The organism is Candidatus Pantoea multigeneris (assembly GCF_011752615.1).
GTDB classification, from domain to species: domain Bacteria; phylum Pseudomonadota; class Gammaproteobacteria; order Enterobacterales; family Enterobacteriaceae; genus Pantoea; species Pantoea multigeneris.
Map to the genome: position 1 here is coordinate 217,425 of NZ_VWXF01000007.1, position 26,101 is coordinate 243,525.

Consider the following 26,101-nt stretch of genomic DNA (forward strand, 5'->3'; position numbering starts at 1 on the left):
ATTAACCAGAGGGTGAAATATGTACACAGAAAATAAACTTATAGGTTTACAGGATTTTAACAAAAGAATTGAAAAGCTCAACGAAGAAACAAGTTATGAACTCGAATTGGCGGGATATGATTTTCGTAAAATGGTTACTGAAAATGATCAAATAAGAAACTTGACTTCTTTTTATGAAAATAAACGTCGTGATATGGAAGATAAAGTTACGCGTTCCGCTGTTTCAGCAAATGTACAGGACCTCTCGGCAGCGGCAGGAGCGGCAAGGGAGTATTACATTCTGAATCACCTTACAGCGAAAGTGATTGGCAAAGGAGTTCAATCAATTGAAAAATTAACGAGTATGCAATGATCAAGCTTATGGTCATATTCGCTGTGGTTTTACTCACTGGGTGCGATAAAAAAATTGAATTACATCGCGGCTTAAGCGAAAAAGAGGCTAATGATGTTATTGTCCTGCTTGCAAGGAATAGTCTGTTTGCGGAAAAGGGATTTGAAAAAGAAGGGTATTTTATTTCAGTAAAAAGTGACGATTTAGCCAATGCATTAAAGATCTTAAAAGAAGACGATTATCCCAAAAAAAGACGAGCAACTTTAGGTGACACCTTTAAAAAGGAAGGTATCGTCTCAAGTAGCATGGAGGAGAGAATTCGATATGTCTATGCATTATCACAGGCAATGGAAGAAACGTTGGAAAATATTGACGGTGTCATTTTGTCAAGGGTCCAGATTGTCTTGCCTGAAAGACTTGCGCCAGGTACTTCATGGCAACCTGCTTCTGCTTCCGTATTTATCAAACACAAACACTACCTGGACATAGAGGGCATAGAAACAAGAGTGAAAAAGTTAGTGGCAAATTCGATTCCGGGGTTAAGTGAAACCAAATACAACGATGTTTCAGTTGTATTCGTTTCCCAGCATGATGAGCCGATAAAAAACGGCGGTCATGTTAAAAATAAAGAAATAAATAATGGAAGAATGGTTATTTACGGTTTGATGTTACTGTGGGTATTGTTGCTTATCGGGTTTTCAATAAGATTTTATCTGAAAAAATCCTCTAAAATGAAAGTTAAAAATGAAAATTGATAAGGGAAATAGCTTTGGCTGTAAACAAGTTTTGTTTATATCGCAGACATACCATGCTGAGGGGGGGGTATTTTCTGAAAAGGATTTTAATGTTGTAGAAAGCGATAACGTTAAGATAAAAAGCACAATGGAGTACTGTGATTCTTTGTTGTATGACGCGGATCAAATTATAAAGAAACGGAGGCTTGATTGTGAGGTGGAGATAAATTCACGATGGGAAGAACATGAGAGAGAAAAAATTGAAGCGACGCATCGAGAAGAAAAAATAAGACAGGCCGAGACTAAAAAACAGTCAGTTAATTTTTTGGAGAAAAGTAGGGAGGTAATCAAAAGATGGACTGAGGAAAAGGAGAAAGAAAAAATATATTTGCAAAATAAATCTCAGGAAATGGTGTTTGAAGCAATATATAAATTGATGAAAGAAGCTCCCGATCGTAAAAAGATAAAAACATTACTTTCACACTTAAAGCTTGAAGCCCCGGAAGGCGAACCAACAGTATTAATGTGCCATGAAAGGCAGGAGAAAAAAATCAGAGATTGTTTAAATGTATTGGAAATTGTTCAGTGGCAGGTGAAAGTGGATATTGACTGTAGTGAATATGAGTTACGATTGATAACTAAAGATGAGGACCTTTGGATAAGCTGGGATGCATTAATGTCATTGTGCCACAGGGATGCATTACATCCACCGGGAAAAGATATCCCCGGTGGAGATAAGATCAGTTGTTAGTCAATAACTTTAATCTTTGACGTATTGAAAATAATCTTGAACGGATGGTTCCTACAGGGATAGAAAGTTCATCCGCAGCATCTTCGTAACTATAGCTTTTATTAATAATCATATTAAAAACATCTTTATGTGTATCAGGAAGTGTTTCTATATAGACAAATATTTTTTCTAACTCATCTTGTAATGAAAGTGACTCTGCAAAATTATCACCATCAATGTGGTTTTCTAATAAGTCTGTATCATTAATTTCGTTTCTGTATTTTATTCGTCTACGATAAAAGTTCAATGTAAGGTTGTGAGCGATACCATATATCCATGTTTCAGGCTTTGATTGACCATTGAATTTACTTCTGTTAGCAAATGACTCTAATAAGGTCTGTTGGATGATATCTGGGATGTCTTCAATAAATGATGTACGTTTAAGGATAAAATAGTATAAGAACTGAGAGTTTTCTTTAACGAACTTATCCCAGTTAAAGTTTGCAAAATGCACTGGTGTATCTGTGTGAGTTGTCATGGATCCTCCTTCTGTATGAATATTTTTACCAGCAAGAGTTGTGCCATTTTTATAAAAAATAAATTATTAATTATCAAACCATTATGTAAACTTGGTCTTAAGTGGATGTCATTTTTTTCAGAAGTTACATTAATAGCTAAGAAAAATCGTTCATATATATTCATTTTTACCAGGACTGAACTAAAGCCTAAGTGTTGTCACCAATACGGAAGTACTGGGGGTAATATGAATAAGATTGAACATGTTTTACCTACATCCTGGCTGAGCTCAGAAACAAATGGGAAGGTAACGAAAGATAGTTTGCATGTTATGCACCAGGCGCAAGAGGAAATTGCCGCGCTTAGATTCCGTCAAGCTATCGAGATGAAGTCAGAAAAGGGTGTAGATAAAGGAATAAAACATAAAAGGAACAAAATATTACGCATTCATGGCCTGAATGTTTTGTATAATATCATCGATGCGTATCGTGACATTCCTAAACAGGGTGTAACGCGTAAAGTTAAGGGGAAGTCAGAACGTCACACAGCGATATCTACAATTGGGAAAAACACCCAAAAGAGCTCAGTTGTTAAAAAAATATCTGCTTTAAGTCAAATAGAAGATGAAGAACAAGCTGATATAAAAAACATGCTTGCTGATAATTATCAAATTTTTGAAGAGGATGAACTAGGAAGTTTTAAGTTAATGGATGCATTGTTAACAGTACGCACTGACATTCCTTTTATTGAAAAAATTGAAATAATGCACCAGAGTTTAATGAAAGATTATCGCGTTACTGATTATCTATCAAATACGATTATTGGGAAGGTGAAAAGAGACGTATCATTATTACAAAGTGGAAAGGGGATGATCTATCTTATTGATGAGATTTTCCCTGCCACAAAAAAGGCTTCAGATTCTGAAATTTCAAACTCAACAATTACTGTCCTTTTGCTTAAAATAATGAAAAATAGCAATGATAAAATAAATTATCATGAATTGCTGATGATGGTAAATATTGAGAGTTCACAGCCACAACAAATAAAGCTATATCGAGGGTTAAGAAAGCAGCCGATCGTACTATGGGAAAATCAAGAGTACAGGCTGAAAAAATTACATCAAATGAGTAAGATCATGAAAGCGCTTAGAACGAAGAACGAGAACAACAATAAAATGAGCTTCCTAGATAGTATAATATTCAGCGGTGACAGGAAAATATAAATTGAATCTTTTTCTTCTTAAATCGGAGGCAATTGGCCCTGTTTTTTGCCTTGGAATAGTGTTCATGCTAATGATGCCTATTCCATTGGGTTTACTCGATGTGCTTATCGCCATAAACATTTGTATGTCAGCATTATTGATGATTGTCGTTATGTATGTGCCTAAGCCGCTATACTTCACCAGTTTCCCGGGTGCGCTATTGCTTGTAACTATGTTCAGGCTTGCTATATCAATTTCTACCACTCGACAAATACTTCTCATTCAAGATGGTGGAAATATTATAGCTGCATTTGGTAACTTTGCAGTGGGTGGGAATCTTGCTGTTGGCCTAATAATATTTTTAATATTAACACTGGTCAATTTTCTCGTAATTACCAAAGGCGCCGAGCGTGTAGCTGAAGTTGCTGCAAGGTTTACACTGGACGCAATGCCCGGCAAACAGATGTCCATTGACAGTGACCTGAGAAATAATTTGATAAATGTCGACCAGGCCAAGGAAAAGAGGCAAGAGTTGACTACGGAAAGCCAGCTCTTTGGTGCAATGGATGGTGCGATAAAATTCGTAAAAGGAGACGCAATAGCAGGCATTGTTATCCTTTTTATTAATCTTATCGGCGGTATATCTATAGGTGTTTCACAGCTTGATATTAGTGCCAGTGATGCCATGAAAATATATTCAGTTTTAACTATTGGTGATGGTCTTATTTCTCAGATTCCTGCATTGCTAGTTGCACTAAGCGCCGGTGTGATGACAACACGAGTATCTAATGCTAGCGAAAAGAAAAATAATAATGTTAGTCAGGATTTGGTAAGCCAATTGGCTAATCAACCCAAAGCATGGGGGATTTCTGCATTAGGTGCACTTGTGTTCTCATTAATTCCGGGGATGCCGGCTGTTCCATTTCTGATTCTGGCCTTGTTGATGATGTTATTTTCAATGAAAAGCAAAATATACTCATTAATATATAAATTAAAAAAGCCACAGCATGTAGATGAAGTTAGAATGGATTATGTTGATGACAAAACTGTGCTGAATACAACGGAAATATATTTAATGCAATTCTCACGTGTAAAAGAAGGGAAACAAGAGACTCAAGATTTAATCAATGAAATTAAAAAATTAAGAAATAGTATAGTAGCTGATAAAGGAGTAACCCATCCGCTGCTAAATATACAATATCTGGATAGTGTTGCTGAAGATGAATTTAGGTTCCTTATTCATGAAGTGCCATTGGTGATAGCTTCATTTGGCAATGATCGGATTGCTGTTCAGAAGAGTGATGCGAAAATCTATATGCAAGATGAAGAGTGGCTGGAGGGGAGTGAGAGAAGGCAGGAGCAGGATTATGTTTGGGTTGAAAAAAGTATAGTAGATAACCTACCGAAATCACTCGTTCTAACAAGTCAAAATCAACTTATTTTAAACAGGATGAAAACAGCGTTTTATAAAAATGGTTATGTCTTTTTTAGTTATGAAGAAACCGCATTAATCTTGCGTTGGCTAGCGACTGAAAAACCAGAGTTGGCTAAAGAGTTACAGAAAACTTTGCCCGTATCTACAATTAATAAGGTATTGCAGCTATTAGCATCAGAAAGAATTTCTATTCGTCCTGTGATTGCGATTGCTGAAGCTTTACTTGAACATGGGCAATATGAAAGAGATTGTAATATGTTAGTTGATATGGTGAGAATTCAACTTAAAGAGCATATATGCTATGAGTATAGTGCAGAGGATGGACTCCATGCCTGGTTATTAACCAGCGAAACTGAGTATTATCTTCGTGAATTGATGCGGCAAACACCACAAGAGATATTCTTCTCTCTTGAACCCGAGCAGGCTCAAGTCATTAAAAATATACTTGATCAGCATGTAAAGAAAGAAACCGTTCCTCAGGTTGTTATCATAGTCGCGAATGACTTGCGTCAACCTATGAGAAGGCTAGTACAAAATGATTTTAATCATGTGGGAATAATATCTTATGCGGAGTTGATTTCTGATGTGAAACTCAATATTTATGGCCGTCTTGATCTTCAGTACGGTAATGCTGAGGAATAAAAATGTTATTCGAGTTACGTGTTCTTTCCGGTCTAAACATGGGGGCTGCTTTTCCTCTTACAAAAAAAAGGCATATAATAAGCAATGATGTTAATGCTGATATTTATATAAAAATATCCGGTGATGAAAAAAGTTCTTTTGCATTAGATAAACAGAATGAGGGGTGGGTACTTGACGATCCAGTTTCAGGCAGGAAAGAGTTAATTTATAATGATAAAGCGTTTAAAATAAAGGGTGATCATTATGTAATTAAACTGACAACGGATGACTGGTGTGATAAATCTACTTCATCTGGCAGTCGTGTGGTTTATTTTAGATCTGTAAGATCGGTTTTTATAATTTTCAACATAGTATTATTTGCAGTTTTTTTGATTTTTACTGCACAAGGTGGAAAGAATAATGATGTCGAAAACGCGTATTCAGGTGAGGTTTCTTTAGTTGACGGTGTTGTATCCGAACAGGAAGAAGTTGTTTGGCTAAGGAAGATTTTAAGGGACTATGATTTGCATAAAAATGTAAAGGTTATCCAAAATACAGATGGTTTTATCATCGAAGGTGAGTTGTTACTTGAGCAAGGTGACCGGAAAAACAAAGCAGTTAAACTATATCAGGATAAATTAAAAAAAAAAATTCATGATAAAACTAATCTAAGCGAAGTATCGACTACCCCATTTGATATAAAACAGATCGTATCTTCAAATCCTGCTCATCTTGTTACTGTTGATAATGATTATATTTTTGTTGGAGATGAGTTGGACGGTTGGCGATTAAAATCGGTCAATATGACAACTGTAGAATTTGAGAAGGTAAATTAAGGTGATTCCATTATGGAAGGCAAGGTTGAAGAATATATAAAAAAAATAGATGCCAGAAATTGTATTAAAGTTTTTGGAAGAGTCACTAGCGTAAAAGGAATAATAATTGAGGCAACGATCAGGAATGCGCAAATTGGCGAACTATGCACTATTCATGCTAAACATAATTGTGAAGCCCTTGCTGAAATCGTTGGTTTTTCGGAGAGTATCGCTCAGTTATTATTGCTGAGTGAAGCTAAAGGGTTAAGTGTAGGAGCACTGGTGAAAAAACTAGGTTGTCGGCATAAAATTAATGCCTCATTAGATTTGTTGGGGAATAAAGTTGATGGTTTTGGACGACCACTAAGCGATAGCGATAAAAATGCATTATGGTTACCGGAGATGGCAGGTACTGGTGTGGATGTATTTTCTGCTGCCCCCCTTGCTGTGGAACGGCCATGTATTGAAGAAATATTGCCAACAAAAATACGTGCTATTGATGCATGCCTGACAACAGGAAAAGGGCAAAGACTGGGGGTTTTTGCCGGTGCAGGGTGTGGTAAAACAACATTATTGGCTGAGATAATGCGTAATGCACCTTGTGATGTGATTGTACTGGCTTTGATTGGTGAGCGAGGGAGAGAGGTCAATGAGTTCCTTCTCCATGAGTTTGACGAAACGCTAAGATCTAAAACGGTACTGGTATGTGCAACTTCAGATAAGACGAGTATGGAACGTGCCAGAGCGGCATACACCGCCACTGCAATTGCAGAAGGGTATCGAGATCAAGCTAAAGATGTACTCCTTGTTATGGATTCAGTGACACGATTTGCACGTGCACAAAGAGAAATCGGCATTGCAATCGGCGAACCGACCGGCGCTTCTGGTCTTCCTGCCTCAGTGTATACAGCACTACCAGCATTGGTAGAAAGAACAGGATTAAATGCACTGGGATCAATTACGGCATTTTACTCAGTTTTAATCGAACAGGATAAACTAACCGATCCAATAGGAGATGAGATCCGCTCTCTCATTGATGGTCATATTGTTTTAAGTCGAAAACTTGCCCAGCGGGGGCATTTCCCTGCAATTGACATTAATAAAAGCCTCAGCAGAGTGATGAGTAATATTGTAGATAAGGAGCATCAGCAAAAAGCCGAGCATATAAGGAAGCAACTGTCCTGTATTGAAGAAGTAGAGTTTTTATTACAAGTAGGGGAGTACAAACATGGGTATGACGAAGATACAGATCAGGCTCTTAATAACAGAATTAACCTTGATTGTTTTTTACAACAACGTAATAGGCAACCCGTGGAATGGGATGAGATGCAATTCAATTTTGACCAAATAACAAGAGGAGGAATGAGTGATTATGGATAAACAATTGTCAAAACTCATAAAGTTAAGAAGGTTGCGAGTCACTATACTGGATAGAGAACGACATCTGTTAAAAAAAAAGTTAGACGATAAAATTGAAGAGAGAAGGAAATTAAAAGAAAGTATAGATGAGTTTTCATTTATTTACAGAACTTATTCAGATGATATAGCCACAAAAGACGTACCGTTAAAATCATATAAACTGAGCATACAGGCGATGAGTGCATATAGGGATATGTTACTAGGGGAAATTAGGCTAAATAAAACCAATATTCAGCATGTTGTTGAGGAGGAAAAAATCTTGGTAAGGGAGATTAACGAGGTTGATAAAGACATCATATCCGTACGGAAATCTGAGAAAAAAATTGAATTTTTGCTTGAAATAAATAATGAAAATGATTGAATTAAGGAAGGTTACAAATGCTGAATTTAGAATCAGGAACAGGCTACAAGATAGAGTAATTTATTCTTTGTCTTCTACAGAAATGTCTGGCTACTTAAAAGTTTCTGATTTTTGTCATGATAACCCCGGGGATGATGTCACTTACTACACGTGTTTACATGGGGATTTTGCGACCGAGCTAAGTCTTTATAGCTTGAATATTTTTTCAGATTACATCCTTACCGAAAGAAAAATAACATGTGAGATGAGTGATAAACACTGGGAGCTATATAATCTGAAGATGTATGAAAACGTCAGAAAACTATTGGGATATATTAAGCCACATTGCAATGGCAGTTTATCCTCTGGTTGGGTTTGTGGCAGGGTTGAGTGCAATATAGATAAAGAAACAATTGTCGGGAATGTGTACTTTTCGCACAAGATCTTACTTTCTATGATCAAAAATAACACTCATCAATTTCATAGTACAGAAAGAAGATTAAATATTCCAATTTCATTCCCTGTTGATATCGCTACACATACTCTTCCTTTTAGGTCTTTATCGTTGTTGAAGCCAGGGGCGCTTATTATCCCTTCGCAGCAGAACTTCTCGACTGATGGTAATGGCGCACTTTTGTTTGATCAGATTAGAGTGACAGGTGTAATTGATAATAATAAAAGTAGCGTTTTTATAGTTGATAGCATCGTAGTTAACGGAACATAAAATGGGTAAATTTGATCTTTCAAATATTAATATAACGCTCACCATAAGATATGGGAAAGTGTGTTTGTCACTTAAGGAATTGAGTGAGTTAAGTGAAGGGAGCATTATTAAAATTTGCAACTCTAATCCATCGCAAGCGACGCTATGGCATGAAGATCGCTATCTTGGTACAGGTGAACTCGTAGAGAGCAATATAGGCATAGGGTTTCTAATTACAAGCCTGGGTTTTGATGTAGATACTTTTAATAATGATGATATAGATGGATCTTAATAACCCTTTATTCCTGATGGGAGTGGTTGCGGTTGCATCACTAATTCCTATTATTGTATTAACGTGCACTTGCTATTTGAAGATTGTAATTATATTAATTTTAACTCGCAATGCAATGGGAGTACAGCAAGTTCCACCAAACATGGCTCTTTATGCCATAGGGCTTATCGCGACATTATTCATTATGGCACCCACATTAGAAAAAATGTATAACTACACAGAGAGTCTTACGGAAAATGAAAGAATAACAGAAGGAGAAATAAAATTATTCATTTTACCATTAAAGTCATTTATGCAAAAAAATACTGACCTTGATGTTATTGCGCAAGTTATGACTTCCGCTAAGAAAATATGGCCGGTTGAATATACCGATACAATGGATAGTGATAGCCTTATTATCCTTGTGCCTTCATTTATGATGTCTGAACTTCAACGCGCGTTTAAAGTTGGTTTCCTGATTTTTTTACCATTTTTAGTCATTGATTTAATCGTTTCTGCGGTGTTGCTAGCTTTAGGGATGCAAATGGTTTCACCAATGACAGTATCGCTACCACTAAAAATACTTTTATTTATTATGGTTGATGGTTGGGCAGCTCTTTTGGATGCAATATTTAATAGCTATCATTAATATGCAATTATTTGATCTTATATCAACAGGGTTATGGCTAGTAGTTTCTTTATCACTGCCAGTCATCTCTGTTACCGTCATTATTGGGATTGTTATATCGCTGATTCAAGCAATGATGCAAATTCAGGATCAGGCTTTGCCTTTCTTCCTAAAACTGGTCAGTGCTTCATTAACTTTATACTATAGTGCATCCTGGTATAAGGAAGAGCTGACAGAATATACCAAAAAAATACTTGAGTTTATTGCTTACCAATGAATGTTTCGTATATTGATTTTGTGGAGATAATTTCTGGAGAAATTTTTTTTCTGGCAATAAGCATGGCAAGGGTCTATGCGTTTATGGTTTTTATTCCCTGCTTCCTCTTTGGGTTAATAAAAGGAAAGCTAAAAGTTTCATTGGTCATCTCTGTTGCTATTATTATAACGCCTTTAACAAAATTCCACTTAAGCGTAGATAATTTGTCGATATATGACATTGCCAGTGTAGTAATGGCAGAAATGATTAAAGGCGTTGTCATAGGTGTTTTGGTTTCTCTTCCTTTTTGGATTGTTGAGTCATACGGTGGATTGATAGATAACCAACGCGGAACACTCATGGGAGGGCAGATCAATACCGCACTGGGCCAGGATGATTTTACTCCCTTAGGATATTTCTTTAAAAACCTGCTTGGGATAATAATTATTATAAATTTTGGGTTTTATTTCATTTTGGAAATATTAATGAGTAGTTATAGCATCTGGCCTATTAACAGAACTCTCCCTGATTTATCCGCACAGAAATTCGAATATTGGTTGCAATTTTTAAAGAATTATATTTCTATTATTATCCTTTACTCTGCTCCAGTAGTGGTTGTATTGATGCTCATCGATTTAGCTAGTGGGATATTGAATATCTTAGCACCACAAGCACAGGTGAATATGATCGCGATTCCGATTAAATGTCTGGCAGGTATATTTATATTGATAATTATGATGCTTATGTATCGTGACTTAATGGTCGAGCTATTTTTTGATTTTTCTAAGGTCATAAAATATTTTGTCGGTGGAGCACAATAATGGCAGAAAAGAATAAAAAAGCAACTCCGCATAAGTTAAAAGAAGCCAAAAGAAAAGGACAGGTAGCACAAAGCCAGGACCTCTATAAAATAGTAATTTTTATAATATTAACCGAGTGCATTTACCTTACTTCAGAATGGATAATGGATGATCTTTTATTCCTGTTATCTGAGTCACTCTCAGGTGACGTTATTAATAGCGAATTTTTCTTATCTTCGTTGTTTAATGTCTCCATTATGACAGTTGCTCAGGTCATAGCTATTACACTTTCATTAGTTATTGTTTTACGTATTAGTTGCGCATGGATGCAATTTGGACCACTTTTCTCGACTCACTCTGTTTCACCAAAGATGAGTAATATTGATCCTTTCAAGCAGATTAAAAATACATTGTCTGCTAAGCAGTTTACTATGCTTTTACTCAATGTTATTAGGATGATGATTGTTGCTATCATTATTTTTTTATTATTTAAGGAGATTTTGAATAACCTGATAATGGCAATTTATCATGATCTGAAAGTTTTCCATTCTATCGTATTGGCAACACTAAAGAAATATACCAGGGTAATTAGCATTGTGCTGTGTTTCATCGTATTGCTTGACATCCTCATACAGAGGTATTTTTTTATGAAGCAGCAACGTATGAGCATTGATGATATTAAAAAAGAGTATAAGCAAAATGAAGGCGATCCTTTGGTGAAAGGGCAGCGTCGTTCACTGGCACAAGAATGGGCAAATGATACCCCAGCACCGTCTGTGAAACAAAAAAGTGATGTTGATAACATTGATGCATTGCTTACTAATCCTACTCATTATGCGATTGGAATTTATTACCGTATCGGTATCACTGCCGTGCCTGTTATTTCTGTTATTGCAGAATCTTTTGAAGCAGAAGCATTGATCAAGTTTGCCAGGGAGAAAAAAATACCCGTGATCTGTAATGTTCAGCTTACCAGACGACTTTTTTATGAAAACAAGGTAGGAGACTCTATCCCTAATGTTTATTTGCGTGATGTTGCAATGATATATCGTCAATTACAAGAAACCAATGCAGATAAGGTAATACAGACTATATAAAAAGAGGTAAGTAATGAGTTCAAACTCTATTGGCTCAGTTAAGCGTATTGATGAAGTGCTCAATGAATCATTCAACACTGCTTATGAAAATATAAATTCTGCTCTAGCTGCGAGACGTGATAATCCACTCTCTCCATCAGCGGCAGTTGATTTTCAATTTGCACTGTTAAATGCCAGTAACACATTCAACGCTCGATCAGGATATTCAGGTATGAATTTCACTTTACAGAAAAAAATACTTGAGTCTATAAATTGATCGTTTGATGAACTTTTTTATTTTTAATGTCACTATGCTTAGAGATTTATAAACACTAATGCGAGGTAAAAATATGAATCCATTTGGAATGTTAACCAATGCCCTTGGTGGTATCGCAGGGCTTGCTGGTCTCCCGAGCAGCATTGCTTCAATTGGTCAAAATGCTATGACAAACAACATGGCTGAAGGAGCAATTAATGGCATTCAGACATGGTCAATGATAAAAGGAGTTGAAAATGCGGCTAAAGGTGCAATTAACGGCGCAACCAATGCGAGCATAAACACCATGAACAACTTCTCTGGCAAAGCTGCAAACTGGTCAATTAACTAAGCCTTCCCCTGCCATATTCTTATGGCAGGGGAAGGAATAACGTGCGCTTTCAATGACAAATCTTTTATGAAAAATATATATTATTTATCCCTTTCTATAGTAATGGCATTTATCCCTTTTTCTTATTCAAAGGCCAACATTCCCTCTAACTGGAAGCTCGGTGAATACTACTATAAAAGTCATAACCAGTCTCTTGAAGATATGTTAAGTAATGCTGCCAGAAGTTATAATGTCAGAACATCCTTTGATGATATTCCGAATAAAATAATACAAAAAAACTTTAAAGTGAATAATTTTATAGGTTTGCTTGAGAGAGTTGAAATTGAATTCGATCTTGACTGGTTTTTTTATAATGACACTATTTATTTTAGCAATAAAAGTGATCGTGTAAAACAAGATATTTCCGTAACTAAATCAAGTTTATTTGAGTTATCTAATCATCTTGATAGCTTAGGATTGAAAAACAAAAAGTTTGGTTGGGAGTATATTTCTGATAGCGAAACGCTTCGCCTTTCGGGACCAGAGCAGTACGTTAATTTGATTATTGGATTTATCGGTTCAGGGCAAGCTCTTGCTCAACATGATGAATATGTTCCTATGGTGTTTGAGTTAAAGTATGCTTCTGTTTCTGACCGCAAGATGAGCTTTAGGCAGCAAAACTCTTTCATTCCGGGAGTGGCAACATTACTAAGAAAAATAACAGGTGATGCAGCACCATTACTTTCCTCAGAACTGCCGGTCAATCCATCATTAAACACCAATAGCCATGTGGAAACAGGAGAGATTAGTGAATTTTTGAATGGCAGTGTTGATGAGTTAGACGATACTATAGCCATTCAGGATAAAGTAATTAAAAGATTCTTCAATCCTAATTCATCTAATAAGCCTGCATCAAGTAAGCGAGTTCGCGTTGCTGAAGACGTGGCCAGAAATAGCATTATTATTTATGATAGCATCAAAAGGCGTTCTTATTACCAATCTCTTATTAATCGACTTGACCGTCCACAGAAAATGTTTGAAATCAATGCTATGATTCTTGAGGTGAATGAAAGCGTTTCTCAGAAGTTTGGCGCAGACTTGGCCATTTTTACTGAGGGGAAGCAATTTTTTTCGGGAGAAAATACTACATCAAGAAATATTTCAATTAGCAATGGAAAGAATTTTTTTGCTAAAATAAAAGCTTACCAGGATAAAGGTCTGATTAAGTTAACGGCCAATACTTCGGTGCTCACTATTGAAAATAGCCCGGCTATTATTGATTTTAGTAAAACCTTATATCTACCAGTGCACGGTGAACGTGTTGCAAGCTTTCTGCCCGTAGTGAGTGGTACGAGCTTAAGAGTTACACCACGGGAATTGGGTTTTGCCTCACCGAGAACCATCCAATTGTCAGTCGATCTTGAAGATGGAGACGTCAACTTTGAGAACAATGGTTCTTCAGCAAGTAAAAAAGTGGCTGAAATAAAAACTCAAGCAACACTTCTCGAAAATCAACCACTGGTTCTTGGCGGGGTTAATTCAACAAGAATTGATAGCAGTACATCCAAAGTTCCTGTTTTAGGGGATGTTCCCTTAGCTGGTTTGTTATTTAAGCAAAAAACGAACCAAAAAAGTTTTAGTTATCGTTATTACATAATAACACCCAAAATAATTGGCGATCAGTCAACGGCCGATAAATTCAGAATCGCTGAAGGAAATTACTCAACTTCTTATGTAACTAACAAAGCTAATCTCATCAAAGCTCAATCAGAAAAGCGAGCAAAAATTGAGTCTGTAATGACTGAGGTTATGTATTCAAGAAATATAACCTCCCTGAAAATCTTAGGCGGTATTAAAAGCAGTTCTAATCAATGCATACTACCTCCTGGAGTGTCTCTCTTGAATAGCACAAGGACCTTTTCCGATGGTGAAATAAAGTTAACTGTGTATTCACTAACTAACGTTGGAAAGAGGCGAGTTTATCTTGAGAGAATTCACTGCCCTTTCTCTAATGTTCTTGCTATATCTGCCTGGCCGTTGAATCAGCTGTCTAAAGGAATGAATTCCAATTTGTTCGTTTTCTCAAATAACTAAGCTTCCTTGTTATCATGTGAATATTGTTTTTATCATTCAATGAGTTTCTATTCAAAGACAAGGCTTATAGAAAATTCATCCCCAGGATGGTATTTTAAGTTGAATGCTATGAATTTCCCTATGAGTTTATAGATCATTAAATTAATCTCTTGTTGAGTTTATTATTATTATTTTTGGTTGAGTGATGACTATTCAAAATCCATTGATTTCCTTAGACAATGAAGAACTCAAACACGCTTTATACTCGTCATATCATGACATCCTCATTCAGGGGGAAACGGGTACAGGCAAGGACACACTTGCCCATAGCATCTATAAGCAACAACAGTTTAAGGGAGACTTTGTAGCTGTTAATGCGGCAGCTATTCCTGACGCGCTAATTGAAAGTGAACTCTTTGGTACTGTTGCTGGAGCTTATACTGGCGCAACAAATAGTCGGGTTGGGTATGTTGAAGCAGCACATGATGGCATTCTTTATCTTGATGAGATTGATAGTCTGCCCTTACATTTGCAAGTCAAATTATTGAGGGTAATTGAAACGCGTTCTTTACAACGTTTAGGAAGCACAAAAACATTACAACTTAACTTCAGGATCATCGCATCATCTCAGCGTAATTTATTTAATCTTACTCAGAATGGTTTGTTTAGAGGGGATCTTTATTATCGTCTCATGACGTTGAAAGTTAACATACCGCCACTGAGAGAACGTGCTGAAATCATTTTGCCTATGTTCAAGGTTTTCCTTAAATCCTCCTCTTGCATTAATGGGGTGCATCCACCGAATATTACTGCTGAAATTGAAGATGCTTTACTCATGTATTCATGGCCTGGTAATATTCGAGAGTTAAAGTCTTGTGCAGATAGGTTTTCTTTAGGCTTGCCGATTTTTTCACAACCGATTTTGTCCACCGGAATTAAAAAACTAAAAGAAAGAGTAGGTATCTTTGAACGATCTGTTATAAATAGCTGCCTCGAAAAATATGATGGTAATATGAAAGAGGTTGCTGAAGAATTAGCTGTTACAGTTCGGACTATATATAATAAGCTGCAAAGTTAAGTATAAGGTATGACTGATGCATTAATCCAAGATGATGTTCGGTTTTTTTTGTCACAAATACACTCGTCATGGTTTGATTCAAGTGAGGAGTGTCTTTACTTCAATAATAATGTTTCTTTCTCTTGCAGGGAAGTGGCAGTCTATTTGGATATCCTTAGTATCGATAGTTTATCTTTAACTGAGGCCCATCCTCTGGTCTCATCTTTATTTTCTCTTGAAGATGATCGTAGAAAACATTTTTATGCGCTTTTATCGGAGGTTATCGTTAAAGGAAGCGGTGTTGACACGCTATCCTGTGATGATGTGGTTTGGTGTGGTCGTTTGGGACGCTTCTACCCACAAATTAATAATTTGATTACGCTTAATGACGTTTATCATCCAGATAAGCTGTTTCTTGATATTACATACCAACTTTATCCGCAGGAATGGTTTTACTTTAGGCTCCTCTTGGATAAAGAGGTGAGTTTACCTGTTAAAATTGCTCATTTCTCAGCGATAGAGTCGATTGTTCTGCGTAAAGTTTTTACGCTTCTTCTGAGTCATGTCACTGAGATTTCGTGCCCTCACATCGATGAAAACGGCCTTGTTACCTTATCCTGAACATAACATATCGCTACTTTGTTCCAGCGCTTCACATAAGTGATGGGGGAAACGCTTTTTTGTTTTGGCCTCTATACTTCCTGTATAGAATGTTTAACATCAATACCCATTCAATCTTCTGTTTGCTGGATGCGTGATGTACTTAAAGTTAACTCTGTTGTTACCTGTACTTTTTCTGGCCGCTTGTAGCAGTAAGTCTCATCTACAGGCCCGTGAGACGCCATCTTCTGTTGGGCAGGGGGGCTTTTTGCTCCAGCCCGACCAGAGTGCACAGGTGCTCAATGGGGATTTCTCAGGTAACCCAGCAGCCGAACAGTTCATTGATATGATGGTGTCGAAACACGGCTTTGACCGTGCTCAGCTCCATGTTGTTATTGGTCAGGCTAAGCGCCTTGATTACGTCCTGCGCTTAATGGATCAACAGGCACCTACCTACACTGGGCCGACCGGACCCAACGGCGCGTGGATACGCTATCGCAACAAGTTTATTACCCCTGCGAATGTACAAAACGGCGTTGCTTTCTGGAACCAATATCAAGATGTCTTACAGCGTGCAGAACAGCAATATGGTGTTCCTGCTGAAATTATCGTCGGTATTATTGGTGTAGAGACCCGCTGGGGCAGAGTGATGGGGAAAACCCGTATCCTTGATGCTCTGGCGACTCTCTCTTTCAATTATCCACGCCGCGCAGCTTATTTTAGTGGCGAGCTTGAAACCTTCCTGCTGATGGCCCGCAGCGAACAGGATGATCCGCTTAATCTTCGTGGTTCCTTCGCCGGGGCAATGGGGTATGGTCAGTTCATGCCTTCAGCCTATAAACAATATGCGGTTGACTTCAACGGGGATGGTCACATCAATCTGTGGGACCCTGAGGATGCGATCGGCAGTGTTGCTCACTACTTCCAGGCTCATGGCTGGAAAGCTGGACAAGGTATCGCTGTGCCAGCCAGCGGACAGGCTCCGTTGCTTAATAATGGTTTTAATACGAGCTATACACCCTCCATGCTTGCTGCATCGGGTCTGAGTGCCCAAGGGCCACTGGATGGGGCGAATCAAGTCAGCCTGCTAAGGCTTGATATGGGAACCAGCTATCAATATTGGCTCGGCTTACCGAATTTCTATGTTATCACTCGCTACAACCACAGCACACACTATGCAATGGCTGTATGGCAGCTTGGCGAAGCGGTAAGGCAGGCTCGACAGGGTGCTGTGTTTCAGTAGCATTGCTTTCATCCGTAGAGGCGTTAACTATGACTGACTGGGATCCAGCATTGTATCGACAGTTCGAAGCGGAAAGGACGCGCCCGGCACTCGAGTTACTGGGGCGTATTCCTCTCACTCATCCTACGCGCGTTACTGATCTAGGTTGCGGCCCTGGAAACAGTACGGAATTGCTTCGGAAACATTGGCCCGATGCACAGATCATCGGACTTGATAATTCTCCCGCAATGCTGGAGCAGGCCAGAGAGCGCCTGCCAGATTGTCTTTTTGTCGAAGCAGACATTCAGCGCTGGCATCCGCAATCTCCTCAGCAGATTATTTATGCGAATGCGTCTTTGCAGTGGGTGGAGAATCACAATCAGCTAATACCTCATCTCGTGCGCCAACTCGCTCCAGAAGGTGTGTTGGCCATCCAGATGCCAGATAACGTTAATGAACCTTCACATCGTTTAATGCGAGAAATTGCCGTTCGTGAACCTTTTAGCCAGCTAATTCCTGCCGCTATAGTGGGGAGAAAACAAGCGTTCAATACAGATCACTATTATGATCTTTTGACGCAAAATGGCTGTCAGGTCGATATTTGGCGTACCACCTATTTTCATGTGATGCCAACCGTAAGTGCGATTGTTGATTGGTTGCGATCTACCGGTTTGCGGCCGTTTTTGGCACAGCTAAATCAAGAGCAACAGAGGCTATTTCTTGATGCTTATTTATCTGAACTGAAAAATGCCTATCCTCAACGTGCTGATGGCAGGGTTTTATTGGCGTTCCCACGATTTTTCATCGTTGCAGTGAAATCTGTCTGAGTTTTCTGGAATCGGCACCGCACAATAGCGCGGTGCTTTTCATCTCACCTTGAAATAGTCTTAACACTCCCACATTTTATCTCTTCACCAGATTAGGGAGTCGTACATGGACGATCATCAGCTTATGGCGTTAAGCCATCAGATTGGCCAACTGCTTAAACAGCATTCTGCCAGTGTAACGGTAGCGGAATCCTGTACCGGTGGATGGTTAGCTAAAATACTTACTGACATTAGCGGTAGCTCTGCCTGGTTTGAGCGCGGTTTTGTGACTTACAGTAATCAGGCGAAAGCTGAAATGCTAGGTGTACAAACAGCCACGCTGGAACGTTTCGGGGCCGTGAGTGAAGAAGTTGTGAAAGAGATGGCTGCGGGAGCACAGCAACAGGCTCAGGCACAGTATGCGATCTCAGTAAGTGGTATCGCAGGTCCCGACGGCGGGACGCCAGAGAAACCGGTTGGCACAGTGTGGTTCGGTTTCGCACTGCCCGGCGGTAAGACGGTTGCTTATCGTCAGTGTTTCAGTGGCGATCGTGAAACTGTTCGTCGGCAGTCAGTATTTTGGGCGCTGAGTACATTGCACGGTGAATTTCTCAAAAATTAAACTTGATACTGTATGACCATACAGTATAATTGTGCGCAACAGAACGAGAGCAAGTACTTCAGGTGCGTGCAAACCCGGCATGATGAGGAACAGAAATGGCAATTGATGAAAACAAACAGAAGGCTTTAGCCGCTGCGCTGGGCCAGATTGAGAAACAATTTGGTAAAGGCTCTATCATGCGTCTGGGCGAAGACCGCTCTATGGACGTAGAGACCATTTCTACCGGTTCACTCTCTCTGGATATTGCATTAGGTGCTGGCGGTTTGCCGATGGGCCGTATCGTTGAGATTTATGGCCCTGAGTCTTCTGGTAAAACTACCCTGACGCTGCAGGTTATCGCTGCGGCACAGCGCAAAGGCAAAACCTGCGCATTTATCGATGCCGAACATGCGCTTGATCCGGTTTATGCGAAGAAGCTTGGGGTTGATATTGATAACCTGCTGTGCTCACAGCCGGATACCGGTGAACAAGCACTGGAGATTTGTGATGCGCTGGCACGTTCCGGTGCGGTCGATGTTATTATCGTCGACTCCGTTGCAGCATTAACGCCAAAAGCTGAAATCGAAGGCGAAATCGGTGATTCCCATATGGGCCTTGCAGCTCGTATGATGAGCCAGGCGATGCGTAAACTGGCTGGTAACCTGAAGCAATCCAATACGTTGCTTATCTTCATCAACCAGATTCGTATGAAAATTGGTGTGATGTTCGGTAATCCAGAAACCACGACGGGTGGTAATGCCTTAAAATTCTACGCTTCTGTGCGTCTTGATATCCGCCGTATTGGCGCGATTAAAGAAGGCGACAACGTGGTAGGCAGTGAAACCCGCGTTAAAGTGGTGAAGAACAAGATCGCTGCGCCGTTTAAACAAGCTGAATTCCAGATCATGTATGGCGAAGGAATTAATACCTTCGGCGAGCTGGTTGATTTAGGTGTTAAGCATAAACTGATTGAGAAAGCGGGTGCCTGGTATAGCTACAATGGCGATAAGATCGGCCAGGGTAAAGCTAATGCCGGTAACTTCTTGAAAGAAAACGCCGCAATTGCGAATGAGATTGATCAGAAACTGCGTGATTTACTGCTCAATAACCCAACGGGTGATACCGGAGCTGCTGATTTCTCTGCGGATGAGAATGAGGATGCCGCGAGCGAAACCAACGAAGACTTTTGATTAATATGACGGGAGCAGGAAACTGCTCCCGTTTTGCTTTTCTTTCCCTGCACGTATTTCCCCGGTATGGTGTCGCCCGACACGTCCTCTACATTGCCAAAGAGTTTTTTCATGCCTCCATTATCAGACGCAGATAAAGCGACGTTTACGCGTTTACTTAATAGCGCTATGTACATCCTGGCCCAACGCGATCATAGCTGTTATGAGCTGCAACAAAAGCTACAGCTAGCGGAGCAGAGACGGGCCAGAGGCGAGCAACGCGATCCCGAGCTATACAGCGCTGAACTGCTGCAAGCAGTGACGGATTACTGTCTTGAGAATGGTTGGCTAAATGAGCAACGTTTTATTGAACTGTTTATCAAAGGAAGATCGCGTAAAGGTTATGGCCCACAACGCATTAAACAGGAATTGATGCTTAAAGGTATCTCGCGTCAGCTCGCTGATGAAGCGATGGCTGAATCAGATATCGACTGGCAACAAGAAGCTTGTCAGATTGCTGAGCGTAAATTTGGTCTGCCATTGCCAACCCGCTGGCCGGAGAAAGCAAAAGTGATGCGCTACTTGCAATCTCGCGGCTTCTATAGCGAAGATATCCAGTCAGTTTTCACAAATTTTGATGCCTGAAGGACGATGGGATTTTACTTCCCATTGAAGAAAATTTATCTTATTCCCACTTTTTGTTCCTCTTTCACTTGTATCCGCTTAGATCGTGATGCCAGAGAGACGGAACCTTCGTTAGCGTGATTCCAGGAAATTTATGAGCAAGAGCACTGCTGAGATCCGTCAAGCGTTTCTCGACTTTTTTCACAGCAAGGGACATCAGGTTGTAGATAGCAGCTCCCTTGTGCCGAATAACGACCCGACGTTACTGTTCACTAACGCTGGGATGAACCAGTTCAAAGACGTGTTCCTTGGTCAGGATAAGCGTAGCTACTCCCGTGCGACGACGTCTCAACGTTGTGTACGCGCTGGCGGTAAGCATAACGACCTGGAAAACGTTGGCTATACTGCGCGCCATCACACTTTCTTTGAAATGCTGGGCAACTTCAGCTTTGGCGATTACTTCAAGCAGGAAGCGATTGCCTTTGCCTGGGAGTTGCTGACAAGCCCGCAGTGGTTCAGTCTGCCGAAAGAGAAGCTCTGGGTCACCGTCTACGCGTCAGATGATGAGGCTTACAATATCTGGGCCAACGAGATTGGTGTCCCACACGAGCGCATCATCCGCATCGGTGACAACAAAGGTGCACCGTACGCTTCAGATAACTTCTGGCAAATGGGTGATACTGGACCATGCGGCCCTTGCAGTGAAATTTTCTATGATCACGGCGATCACATCTGGGGTGGTCCTCCAGGTAGCCCGGAAGAAGATGGCGATCGTTACATTGAGATCTGGAATATCGTCTTCATGCAGTTCAACCGTCAAATTGACGGTACCATGTTGCCATTACCGAAGCCTTCAGTAGATACCGGCATGGGTCTCGAGCGCATTTCGGCAGTATTGCAGCATGTGAATTCAAACTATGAGATCGATCTGTTTGAAAAACTGATTGCCGCGGTTGCTGCGGTAACAGGGGCTACCGATCTCAGCAATAAATCTCTGCGCGTTGTCGCTGACCACATTCGTTCTTGTGCCTTCCTGATTGCCGATGGTGTCATCCCGTCGAATGAAAACCGTGGCTATGTGCTGCGTCGTATCATTCGTCGTGCTGTGCGTCATGGCAATATGCTGGGCGCTAAAGAGGCATTCTTCTATAAACTGGTTGCCCCTCTGATTGAAGTAATGGGCAGCGCTGGGGATGAACTGCGTCGTCAGCAGGCTCAGGTAGAGAACGTACTGAAGTCAGAAGAAGAGCAGTTTGCCAAGACCCTTGAGCGTGGTTTGGCGCTGCTGGATGACGAACTCGCAAAATTACAGGGCGATACCCTGGACGGAGAGACTGTATTCCGTCTCTACGATACCTTCGGTTTCCCGGTCGATTTAACTGCGGATGTCTGCCGTGAGCGAGATCTGAAAATTGACGAAGCCGGCTTCGAGAAAGCCATGGAGCAGCAGCGTCAACGTGCGCGTGAAGCTAGTGGCTTCGGCACAGACTACAGCAACGTTATCCGTGTTGATGAGGCTTCTGCGTTTAAAGGCTACGAGCAGTTAGCGTTGACAGCCACAGTCACTGCACTTTACGTGAATGGGTCTGCTGTAGAATCTGTTAGCAGCGGTGATGAGGCGGTGGTCATTCTTGATGAAACACCATTCTACGGCGAATCCGGTGGACAGGTTGGTGACAGCGGTCTGTTGAGCGCTCAGGGTGTGTCATTTACCGTTTCAGATACGCAAAAGTACGGTAAAGCCGTTGGCCATATTGGTCATTTAACGGCGGGGCAGTTACGTGTTGGCGATCGTCTGGAAGCACAGGTGGATGAAGAGCGTCGAGCACGCATTCGTCTTAATCACTCTGCAACGCACTTGATGCATGAAGCGCTGCGTGAAGTATTAGGCCGCCATGTTGGGCAGAAAGGCTCACTGAACAATGATAAGTACCTGCGTTTTGACTTCTCTCATTCTGAAGCGGTGAAACCTCAGGAGATCCGTGCGGTCGAAGATATTGTGAATGCTCAGATTCGTCGTAATCTGTTGATTCAAACTGATGTCATGGATCTGGATGACGCTAAAGCGCTGGGTGCAACTGCACTGTTCGGTGAAAAATATGAACAGCGTGTGCGTGTTGTGACCATGGGTGACTTCTCGGTTGAGCTTTGTGGTGGTACACATGCCGCAAGAACCGGTGACATTGGTTTGTTCCGCATCTTGACCGAGTCAGGAACGGCTGCAGGCGTGCGTCGTATTGAAGCGTTGACCGGTGAAGCTGCAATTGCTCAACTTCACGCGCAAAGTGACCAGTTGTCAGAGATTGCGCAGGTGGTGAAGGCCAACAGCACAAACTTAAACGAGAAGGTTCGTACACTGGTTGACCATACTCGTGCGCTGGAAAAAGAGTTGCAACAACTGCGCGATCAGCAAGCTGCGCAGGAGAGTGCTAATCTGAGCAGTAAAGCGATTGATGTGAACGGGACGAAACTGCTGGTCAGTGAACTGGCTAACGTGGACCCGAAAATGTTACGCACCATGGTTGATGATCTGAAAAACCAGCTGAAATCCGCCATTATTGTTTTGGCTACGGTGGCAGAAGGTAAAGTGTCGTTGATCGCTGGTGTGACGAAAGACCTGACAGACAAGGTCAAAGCCGGTGAGCTGGTGGGCGATTTGGCCCAGCAGGTTGGCGGTAAAGGTGGTGGTAGACCAGATATGGCGCAAGCCGGGGGAACGGATACTGCAGCTCTTACGAACGCGCTGAAAGGCGTGGAAGCGTGGGTCAGTAGCCGACTGTAATGAAATAAAACAATGCATTGTGGAGAGTGCCATCACAGGTGTTGGCACTTTCTAACACGATGTGCAACTGCTAATGATAAAGTCAGGTTGATGTAGTGTATTTCGGCTAAACTTACTATCAGCAGAATGTATTGGCACCATAACGCGGGTTGCTGTATTTATCATAGTCAACGTTCGGTGTCGCATGATGGAGAATGCCGGGAAACCTACGGGCCCGACTCTTTTAATCTTTCAAGGAGCAAAGAATGCTTATTCTAACTCGTCGAGTTGGTGAAACCCTCATGATTGGCGATGAGGTGACTGTAACGGTGCTGGGAGTGAAGGGTAACCAGGTTCGCATTGGTGTGAATGCGCCGAAAGAGGTTTCTGTGCATCGTGAAGAAATCTACCAGCGCATTCAGGCTGAAAAAACTCAGCAAACGAGTTACTAATCCCCCTTTCTAGCGCCTCGTTTCTTAGCGAGGCGCTGCCTCTAAAGCGTTCTTTCTTCTTCTGCTTGTCCTGCTTTTCGTTAACGCGGCTTCTTTTAATCCATTTTCCTCACCGCTTTTTATCCCGCTAGACGTCATTTTCTGTTTTTCAGGCTGTTTTTTTTCTCTCTATCCTTTGTCAGGCAGCTTTCTCGCTCGCTTTTTTTGATCTGAGATCATCGCTTAACGGGGTCTTTTTCGTTGATAAATCACTCTTTTTGCCTTTAATCTGCTCAAATTGAGTGTCATTTGTGCAAACGAATAAAAAGGCGAAAAAATTTGTTTGACTTATAAGTGCCAGAAAGTAATATGTGCGCCACGCAGTGCCGATGAGCAGAAACAAAGTTCAGAAGCACAGGCAGTAAGAAAGCGTAAGGTGAGGTGGCCGAGAGGCTGAAGGCGCTCCCCTGCTAAGGGAGTATGCGGTCAAAAGCTGCATCCGGGGTTCGAATCCCCGCCTCACCGCCATTTTCTCGATGCATCCATAGCTCAGCTGGATAGAGTACTCGGCTACGAACCGAGCGGTCGGAGGTTCGAATCCTCCTGGATGCACCATCGAGAAGAACGGAAGTCTAAAGCATCTTCCCCCATGGTGTGTTGTTAACACCCTGCGTAGTACAAGAATTACCAATGCATCCATAGCTCAGCTGGATAGAGTACTCGGCTACGAACCGAGCGGTCGGAGGTTCGAATCCTCCTGGATGCACCATTCTTTGTATCGTTCCCAGGTTGGTCTCATCAAATCCATTTTGAAAAGAATTATATTGCATCCATAGCTCAGCTGGATAGAGTACTCGGCTACGAACCGAGCGGTCGGAGGTTCGAATCCTCCTGGATGCACCATTCTTTTCTCAAATCAGCACAATGTTTTACGATGCATCCATAGCTCAGCTGGATAGAGTACTCGGCTACGAACCGAGCGGTCGGAGGTTCGAATCCTCCTGGATGCACCATCTCCTTTCTTCTCTGCATTTTTCATTAAAGTTTCGCATTACCTCCCAATCTAATCCTGTTATTTATTTCGCAACTTTCTGATCCTGCAACAAAAGCTATAGCTGTCACACAGTTAACTCTGGCACTCACTACTCCTCTTTTTCTCAAATGAAAAATTGCTAATGCTTTCAAAGCATTTGCGGTTAATCACTCCTGGCGACAACCTATGCACATTCAGCTAAAGTAAGGACACATTTTTCGTGATGTCTGGAGAGGCAATGTACGATCAATATGATGCTCTGATTTTCGATATGGACGGCACTATTCTCGATACAGAGCCAACGCACAGAAAGGCCTGGCAGCAGGTTCTGGCGCGTTATGACCTCGCGTTTGATGAAGAAACCATGGTGAGGTTCAATGGATCGCCAACCTGGCGCTTAGCACAGTTCATTACTGAAACTCATGGCTTAAATATTGATCCTCATCATCTGGCTGCGGAAAAAACCACGGCGGTGAAAGCGATGCTGCTGGATAACGTACGCCCTCTGCCACTGCTTGAGGTCGCTAAGGCTTATTATGGTAAGCGTCCGATGGCTGTAGGCACCGGAAGTGAGCACAGTATGGCTGTGGCACTGTTGACGGAGCTGGGCGTGCAGAATCTGTTTTCGGCGATTGTAGGCGCGGATGATGTCACGCTGCATAAGCCGGAACCTGAAACCTTTTTACGCTGCGCAGCACTGTTAGGTGTTGCGCCTGAACGCTGCGTGGTGTTCGAAGATGCTGATTTTGGCATTCGCGCGGCTCAGGCGGCAGGAATGGATGTCGTTGATGTGCGTTTACTGTGACCGTATTTCTCGCAAACGCCTCTTTATTTAGCAGCAGCTTCCTTAGTGCGACACTGCTACCGGGTAGCTCAGAAGCTCTACTCGTCACATTATTGATAGCTAAACAGGCATCGGTTTTTGCCTTGGTGACGATGGCCTCGCTGGGAAACACCCTGGGTGGCCTGACAAACATTATAATTGGTCGCCTGCTACCACTGAAGCAGCAAGGGCGATGGCATCAAAAAGCAATAACGTGGCTAAATCGGCTTGGACCAGCAGCTTTGCTGTTCAGTTGGCTACCGCTTATTGGCGATGTATTGTGCGTGCTGGCCGGCTGGCTGCGTTTGGCCTGGGGTCCAGTGGTGCTGTATCTTGCGATCGGTAAAACGCTGCGTTACGTGGTTATCGCGATGGTCACCTTACAAGGTATGCAATGGTGGCATTGATTCGCACAGATTCGAGGCTAGGGTTAACATT

29 protein-coding genes and 5 tRNA genes are annotated in these 26,101 nt (G+C 41.3%); 33 read left to right on the forward strand and 1 reads right to left on the reverse strand.

Annotation, left to right across the window (positions count from 1 at the left end; translation table 11 throughout):
• Nucleotides 1-19: 19 nt before the first annotated feature.
• From F3J40_RS17005 to F3J40_RS17015, 3 genes are read left to right on the forward strand one after another with little or no spacing between them, the layout of a single operon-like run.
• Nucleotides 20-352: an EscI/YscI/HrpB family type III secretion system inner rod protein gene (locus tag F3J40_RS17005; RefSeq protein ID WP_167016458.1), complete on the forward strand. Its 333-nt coding sequence runs from the start codon at nt 20-22 to the stop codon at nt 350-352.
• Nucleotides 349-1,086, forward strand: coding sequence for a type III secretion system inner membrane ring lipoprotein SctJ (gene sctJ, locus F3J40_RS17010; protein WP_167016460.1), 738 nt, complete (start codon nt 349-351; stop codon nt 1,084-1,086). Before F3J40_RS17005 ends, sctJ begins: the two co-directional genes overlap by 4 nt.
• Entirely contained in the window at nt 1,076-1,816 is a 741-nt protein-coding gene (locus tag F3J40_RS17015; protein WP_167016462.1) for an HrpE/YscL family type III secretion apparatus protein, read from the forward strand. Before sctJ ends, F3J40_RS17015 begins: the two co-directional genes overlap by 11 nt.
• Here F3J40_RS17015 and F3J40_RS17020 read toward each other — a convergent pair.
• Complete coding sequence (locus F3J40_RS17020; protein WP_167016464.1) at nt 1,806-2,333, reverse strand: RNA polymerase sigma factor; 528 nt, start codon at nt 2,331-2,333, stop codon at nt 1,806-1,808. The genes F3J40_RS17015 and F3J40_RS17020 overlap by 11 nt on opposite strands.
• Before the next feature lie 15 nt (nt 2,334-2,348).
• On the opposite strand from F3J40_RS17020, the gene F3J40_RS17025 reads away from it, so the two are divergent.
• The 30 genes from F3J40_RS17025 (at nt 2,349) to F3J40_RS17170 (ending at nt 26,070) form a co-directional block, all read left to right on the forward strand.
• The gene (locus F3J40_RS17025) at nt 2,349-3,533 is read left to right on the forward strand and encodes a hypothetical protein (RefSeq protein ID WP_167016466.1); all 1,185 of its coding nucleotides are present in this window, start codon (nt 2,349-2,351) and stop codon (nt 3,531-3,533) included.
• Nucleotide 3,534: 1 nt separating this feature from the next.
• Nucleotides 3,535-5,589, forward strand: a complete 2,055-nt coding sequence (sctV, locus tag F3J40_RS17030) for a type III secretion system export apparatus subunit SctV (protein ID WP_240155497.1) — start codon at nt 3,535-3,537, stop codon at nt 5,587-5,589.
• 2 nt (nt 5,590-5,591) lie between these two features.
• Nucleotides 5,592-6,404, forward strand: coding sequence for a hypothetical protein (locus F3J40_RS17035; RefSeq protein WP_167016468.1), 813 nt, complete (start codon nt 5,592-5,594; stop codon nt 6,402-6,404).
• A gap of 12 nt (nt 6,405-6,416) precedes the next feature.
• Complete coding sequence (locus F3J40_RS17040; protein ID WP_167016470.1) at nt 6,417-7,763, forward strand: FliI/YscN family ATPase; 1,347 nt, start codon at nt 6,417-6,419, stop codon at nt 7,761-7,763.
• Nucleotides 7,756-8,163, forward strand: coding sequence for a hypothetical protein (locus tag F3J40_RS17045; RefSeq protein ID WP_167016472.1), 408 nt, complete (start codon nt 7,756-7,758; stop codon nt 8,161-8,163). The genes F3J40_RS17040 and F3J40_RS17045 overlap by 8 nt, the downstream gene beginning before the upstream one ends.
• Nucleotides 8,150-8,866, forward strand: a complete 717-nt coding sequence (locus F3J40_RS17050) for a hypothetical protein (protein WP_167016474.1) — start codon at nt 8,150-8,152, stop codon at nt 8,864-8,866. Before F3J40_RS17045 ends, F3J40_RS17050 begins: the two co-directional genes overlap by 14 nt.
• Nucleotide 8,867: 1 nt before the next feature.
• Complete coding sequence (locus tag F3J40_RS17055) at nt 8,868-9,137, forward strand: FliM/FliN family flagellar motor switch protein (protein WP_167016476.1); 270 nt, start codon at nt 8,868-8,870, stop codon at nt 9,135-9,137.
• Nucleotides 9,138-9,153: 16 nt separating this feature from the next.
• Nucleotides 9,154-9,765: a type III secretion system export apparatus subunit SctR gene (sctR, locus tag F3J40_RS17060; protein WP_370659868.1), complete on the forward strand. Its 612-nt coding sequence runs from the start codon at nt 9,154-9,156 to the stop codon at nt 9,763-9,765.
• Nucleotide 9,766: 1 nt separating this feature from the next.
• Nucleotides 9,767-10,021: a type III secretion system export apparatus subunit SctS gene (gene sctS, locus F3J40_RS17065; RefSeq protein ID WP_167016480.1), complete on the forward strand. Its 255-nt coding sequence runs from the start codon at nt 9,767-9,769 to the stop codon at nt 10,019-10,021.
• Complete coding sequence (sctT, locus tag F3J40_RS17070; protein WP_255464879.1) at nt 10,018-10,821, forward strand: type III secretion system export apparatus subunit SctT; 804 nt, start codon at nt 10,018-10,020, stop codon at nt 10,819-10,821. The genes sctS and sctT overlap by 4 nt, the downstream gene beginning before the upstream one ends.
• Nucleotides 10,821-11,897, forward strand: coding sequence for an EscU/YscU/HrcU family type III secretion system export apparatus switch protein (locus F3J40_RS17075; RefSeq protein WP_167016484.1), 1,077 nt, complete (start codon nt 10,821-10,823; stop codon nt 11,895-11,897). The genes sctT and F3J40_RS17075 overlap by 1 nt, the downstream gene beginning before the upstream one ends.
• 13 nt (nt 11,898-11,910) lie before the next feature.
• A complete protein-coding gene (locus tag F3J40_RS17080; RefSeq protein WP_167016486.1) occupies nt 11,911-12,153 on the forward strand; it encodes a hypothetical protein in 243 nt (80 codons plus the stop codon).
• Nucleotides 12,154-12,226: 73 nt separating this feature from the next.
• Nucleotides 12,227-12,484, forward strand: a complete 258-nt coding sequence (locus tag F3J40_RS17085) for a hypothetical protein (protein WP_167016488.1) — start codon at nt 12,227-12,229, stop codon at nt 12,482-12,484.
• Between the two features lie 66 nt (nt 12,485-12,550).
• Nucleotides 12,551-14,557: a secretin GspD/PilQ domain-containing protein gene (locus F3J40_RS17090; protein ID WP_167016490.1), complete on the forward strand. Its 2,007-nt coding sequence runs from the start codon at nt 12,551-12,553 to the stop codon at nt 14,555-14,557.
• A 184-nt stretch (nt 14,558-14,741) separates the two neighbouring features.
• Complete coding sequence (locus F3J40_RS17095; protein ID WP_167016492.1) at nt 14,742-15,614, forward strand: sigma 54-interacting transcriptional regulator; 873 nt, start codon at nt 14,742-14,744, stop codon at nt 15,612-15,614.
• Nucleotides 15,615-15,623: 9 nt separating this feature from the next.
• Nucleotides 15,624-16,214, forward strand: coding sequence for a hypothetical protein (locus F3J40_RS17100; RefSeq protein WP_167016494.1), 591 nt, complete (start codon nt 15,624-15,626; stop codon nt 16,212-16,214).
• A gap of 136 nt (nt 16,215-16,350) precedes the next feature.
• Nucleotides 16,351-17,436, forward strand: a complete 1,086-nt coding sequence (gene mltB / locus F3J40_RS17105; RefSeq protein ID WP_167016496.1) for a lytic murein transglycosylase B — start codon at nt 16,351-16,353, stop codon at nt 17,434-17,436.
• Nucleotides 17,437-17,465: 29 nt separating this feature from the next.
• Complete coding sequence (tam, locus tag F3J40_RS17110) at nt 17,466-18,242, forward strand: trans-aconitate 2-methyltransferase (protein WP_167016498.1); 777 nt, start codon at nt 17,466-17,468, stop codon at nt 18,240-18,242.
• A 106-nt stretch (nt 18,243-18,348) separates the two neighbouring features.
• Nucleotides 18,349-18,843, forward strand: a complete 495-nt coding sequence (gene pncC / locus F3J40_RS17115) for a nicotinamide-nucleotide amidase (RefSeq protein WP_167016500.1) — start codon at nt 18,349-18,351, stop codon at nt 18,841-18,843.
• A gap of 95 nt (nt 18,844-18,938) precedes the next feature.
• On the forward strand, nt 18,939-20,012 hold the full coding sequence (gene recA, locus F3J40_RS17120; RefSeq protein ID WP_167016502.1) for a recombinase RecA: 1,074 nt from the start codon (nt 18,939-18,941) through the stop codon (nt 20,010-20,012).
• Nucleotides 20,013-20,123: 111 nt separating this feature from the next.
• Nucleotides 20,124-20,636 carry a regulatory protein RecX gene (locus F3J40_RS17125; RefSeq protein WP_205297405.1) on the forward strand — a complete coding sequence of 171 codons (513 nt, stop codon included), beginning with the start codon at nt 20,124-20,126 and terminating at the stop codon, nt 20,634-20,636.
• 133 nt (nt 20,637-20,769) lie between these two features.
• Entirely contained in the window at nt 20,770-23,397 is a 2,628-nt protein-coding gene (gene alaS / locus F3J40_RS17130; protein ID WP_167016504.1) for an alanine--tRNA ligase, read from the forward strand.
• Nucleotides 23,398-23,642: 245 nt separating this feature from the next.
• Complete coding sequence (csrA, locus tag F3J40_RS17135) at nt 23,643-23,828, forward strand: carbon storage regulator CsrA (protein WP_004155916.1); 186 nt, start codon at nt 23,643-23,645, stop codon at nt 23,826-23,828.
• 414 nt (nt 23,829-24,242) lie between these two features.
• A tRNA-Ser gene (locus F3J40_RS17140) sits at nt 24,243-24,335 on the forward strand.
• A 10-nt stretch (nt 24,336-24,345) separates the two neighbouring features.
• Nucleotides 24,346-24,422, forward strand: a tRNA-Arg gene (locus F3J40_RS17145).
• Nucleotides 24,423-24,499: 77 nt separating this feature from the next.
• Nucleotides 24,500-24,576 (forward strand) — tRNA-Arg (locus tag F3J40_RS17150).
• Between the two features lie 57 nt (nt 24,577-24,633).
• Nucleotides 24,634-24,710: transfer RNA gene (locus F3J40_RS17155), tRNA-Arg, on the forward strand.
• Between the two features lie 33 nt (nt 24,711-24,743).
• A tRNA-Arg gene (locus F3J40_RS17160) sits at nt 24,744-24,820 on the forward strand.
• A gap of 258 nt (nt 24,821-25,078) precedes the next feature.
• Nucleotides 25,079-25,645: a fructose-1-phosphate/6-phosphogluconate phosphatase gene (gene yqaB / locus F3J40_RS17165; protein WP_167016506.1), complete on the forward strand. Its 567-nt coding sequence runs from the start codon at nt 25,079-25,081 to the stop codon at nt 25,643-25,645.
• On the forward strand, nt 25,642-26,070 hold the full coding sequence (locus F3J40_RS17170) for a YqaA family protein (protein ID WP_167016508.1): 429 nt from the start codon (nt 25,642-25,644) through the stop codon (nt 26,068-26,070). The genes yqaB and F3J40_RS17170 overlap by 4 nt, the downstream gene beginning before the upstream one ends.
• The last annotated feature ends 31 nt before the right edge of the window (nt 26,071-26,101 follow it).

What these genes read in the sequence shown, in the direction of transcription:
- F3J40_RS17005 (WP_167016458.1), top strand. Translation starts at nt 20, where the DNA reads ATGTACACAGAAAATAAACTTATAGGTTTACAGGATTTTAACAAAAGA.
- sctJ (WP_167016460.1), top strand. Translation starts at nt 349, where the DNA reads ATGATCAAGCTTATGGTCATATTCGCTGTGGTTTTACTCACTGGGTGC.
- F3J40_RS17015 (WP_167016462.1), top strand. Translation starts at nt 1,076, where the DNA reads ATGAAAATTGATAAGGGAAATAGCTTTGGCTGTAAACAAGTTTTGTTT.
- F3J40_RS17020 (WP_167016464.1), bottom strand. Translation starts at nt 2,333, where the DNA reads ATGACAACTCACACAGATACACCAGTGCATTTTGCAAACTTTAACTGG.
- F3J40_RS17025 (WP_167016466.1), top strand. Translation starts at nt 2,349, where the DNA reads ATGAATATTTTTACCAGCAAGAGTTGTGCCATTTTTATAAAAAATAAA.
- F3J40_RS17035 (WP_167016468.1), top strand. Translation starts at nt 5,592, where the DNA reads ATGTTATTCGAGTTACGTGTTCTTTCCGGTCTAAACATGGGGGCTGCT.
- F3J40_RS17040 (WP_167016470.1), top strand. Translation starts at nt 6,417, where the DNA reads ATGGAAGGCAAGGTTGAAGAATATATAAAAAAAATAGATGCCAGAAAT.
- F3J40_RS17045 (WP_167016472.1), top strand. Translation starts at nt 7,756, where the DNA reads ATGGATAAACAATTGTCAAAACTCATAAAGTTAAGAAGGTTGCGAGTC.
- F3J40_RS17050 (WP_167016474.1), top strand. Translation starts at nt 8,150, where the DNA reads ATGAAAATGATTGAATTAAGGAAGGTTACAAATGCTGAATTTAGAATC.
- F3J40_RS17055 (WP_167016476.1), top strand. Translation starts at nt 8,868, where the DNA reads ATGGGTAAATTTGATCTTTCAAATATTAATATAACGCTCACCATAAGA.
- sctR (WP_370659868.1), top strand. Translation starts at nt 9,154, where the DNA reads ATGGGAGTGGTTGCGGTTGCATCACTAATTCCTATTATTGTATTAACG.
- sctS (WP_167016480.1), top strand. Translation starts at nt 9,767, where the DNA reads ATGCAATTATTTGATCTTATATCAACAGGGTTATGGCTAGTAGTTTCT.
- sctT (WP_255464879.1), top strand. Translation starts at nt 10,018, where the DNA reads ATGAATGTTTCGTATATTGATTTTGTGGAGATAATTTCTGGAGAAATT.
- F3J40_RS17075 (WP_167016484.1), top strand. Translation starts at nt 10,821, where the DNA reads ATGGCAGAAAAGAATAAAAAAGCAACTCCGCATAAGTTAAAAGAAGCC.
- F3J40_RS17080 (WP_167016486.1), top strand. Translation starts at nt 11,911, where the DNA reads ATGAGTTCAAACTCTATTGGCTCAGTTAAGCGTATTGATGAAGTGCTC.
- F3J40_RS17085 (WP_167016488.1), top strand. Translation starts at nt 12,227, where the DNA reads ATGAATCCATTTGGAATGTTAACCAATGCCCTTGGTGGTATCGCAGGG.
- F3J40_RS17090 (WP_167016490.1), top strand. Translation starts at nt 12,551, where the DNA reads ATGAAAAATATATATTATTTATCCCTTTCTATAGTAATGGCATTTATC.
- F3J40_RS17095 (WP_167016492.1), top strand. Translation starts at nt 14,742, where the DNA reads ATGACTATTCAAAATCCATTGATTTCCTTAGACAATGAAGAACTCAAA.
- F3J40_RS17100 (WP_167016494.1), top strand. Translation starts at nt 15,624, where the DNA reads ATGACTGATGCATTAATCCAAGATGATGTTCGGTTTTTTTTGTCACAA.
- mltB (WP_167016496.1), top strand. Translation starts at nt 16,351, where the DNA reads ATGTACTTAAAGTTAACTCTGTTGTTACCTGTACTTTTTCTGGCCGCT.
- tam (WP_167016498.1), top strand. Translation starts at nt 17,466, where the DNA reads ATGACTGACTGGGATCCAGCATTGTATCGACAGTTCGAAGCGGAAAGG.
- pncC (WP_167016500.1), top strand. Translation starts at nt 18,349, where the DNA reads ATGGACGATCATCAGCTTATGGCGTTAAGCCATCAGATTGGCCAACTG.
- recA (WP_167016502.1), top strand. Translation starts at nt 18,939, where the DNA reads ATGGCAATTGATGAAAACAAACAGAAGGCTTTAGCCGCTGCGCTGGGC.
- F3J40_RS17125 (WP_205297405.1), top strand. Translation starts at nt 20,124, where the DNA reads ATGCCTCCATTATCAGACGCAGATAAAGCGACGTTTACGCGTTTACTT.
- alaS (WP_167016504.1), top strand. Translation starts at nt 20,770, where the DNA reads ATGAGCAAGAGCACTGCTGAGATCCGTCAAGCGTTTCTCGACTTTTTT.
- csrA (WP_004155916.1), top strand. Translation starts at nt 23,643, where the DNA reads ATGCTTATTCTAACTCGTCGAGTTGGTGAAACCCTCATGATTGGCGAT.
- yqaB (WP_167016506.1), top strand. Translation starts at nt 25,079, where the DNA reads ATGTACGATCAATATGATGCTCTGATTTTCGATATGGACGGCACTATT.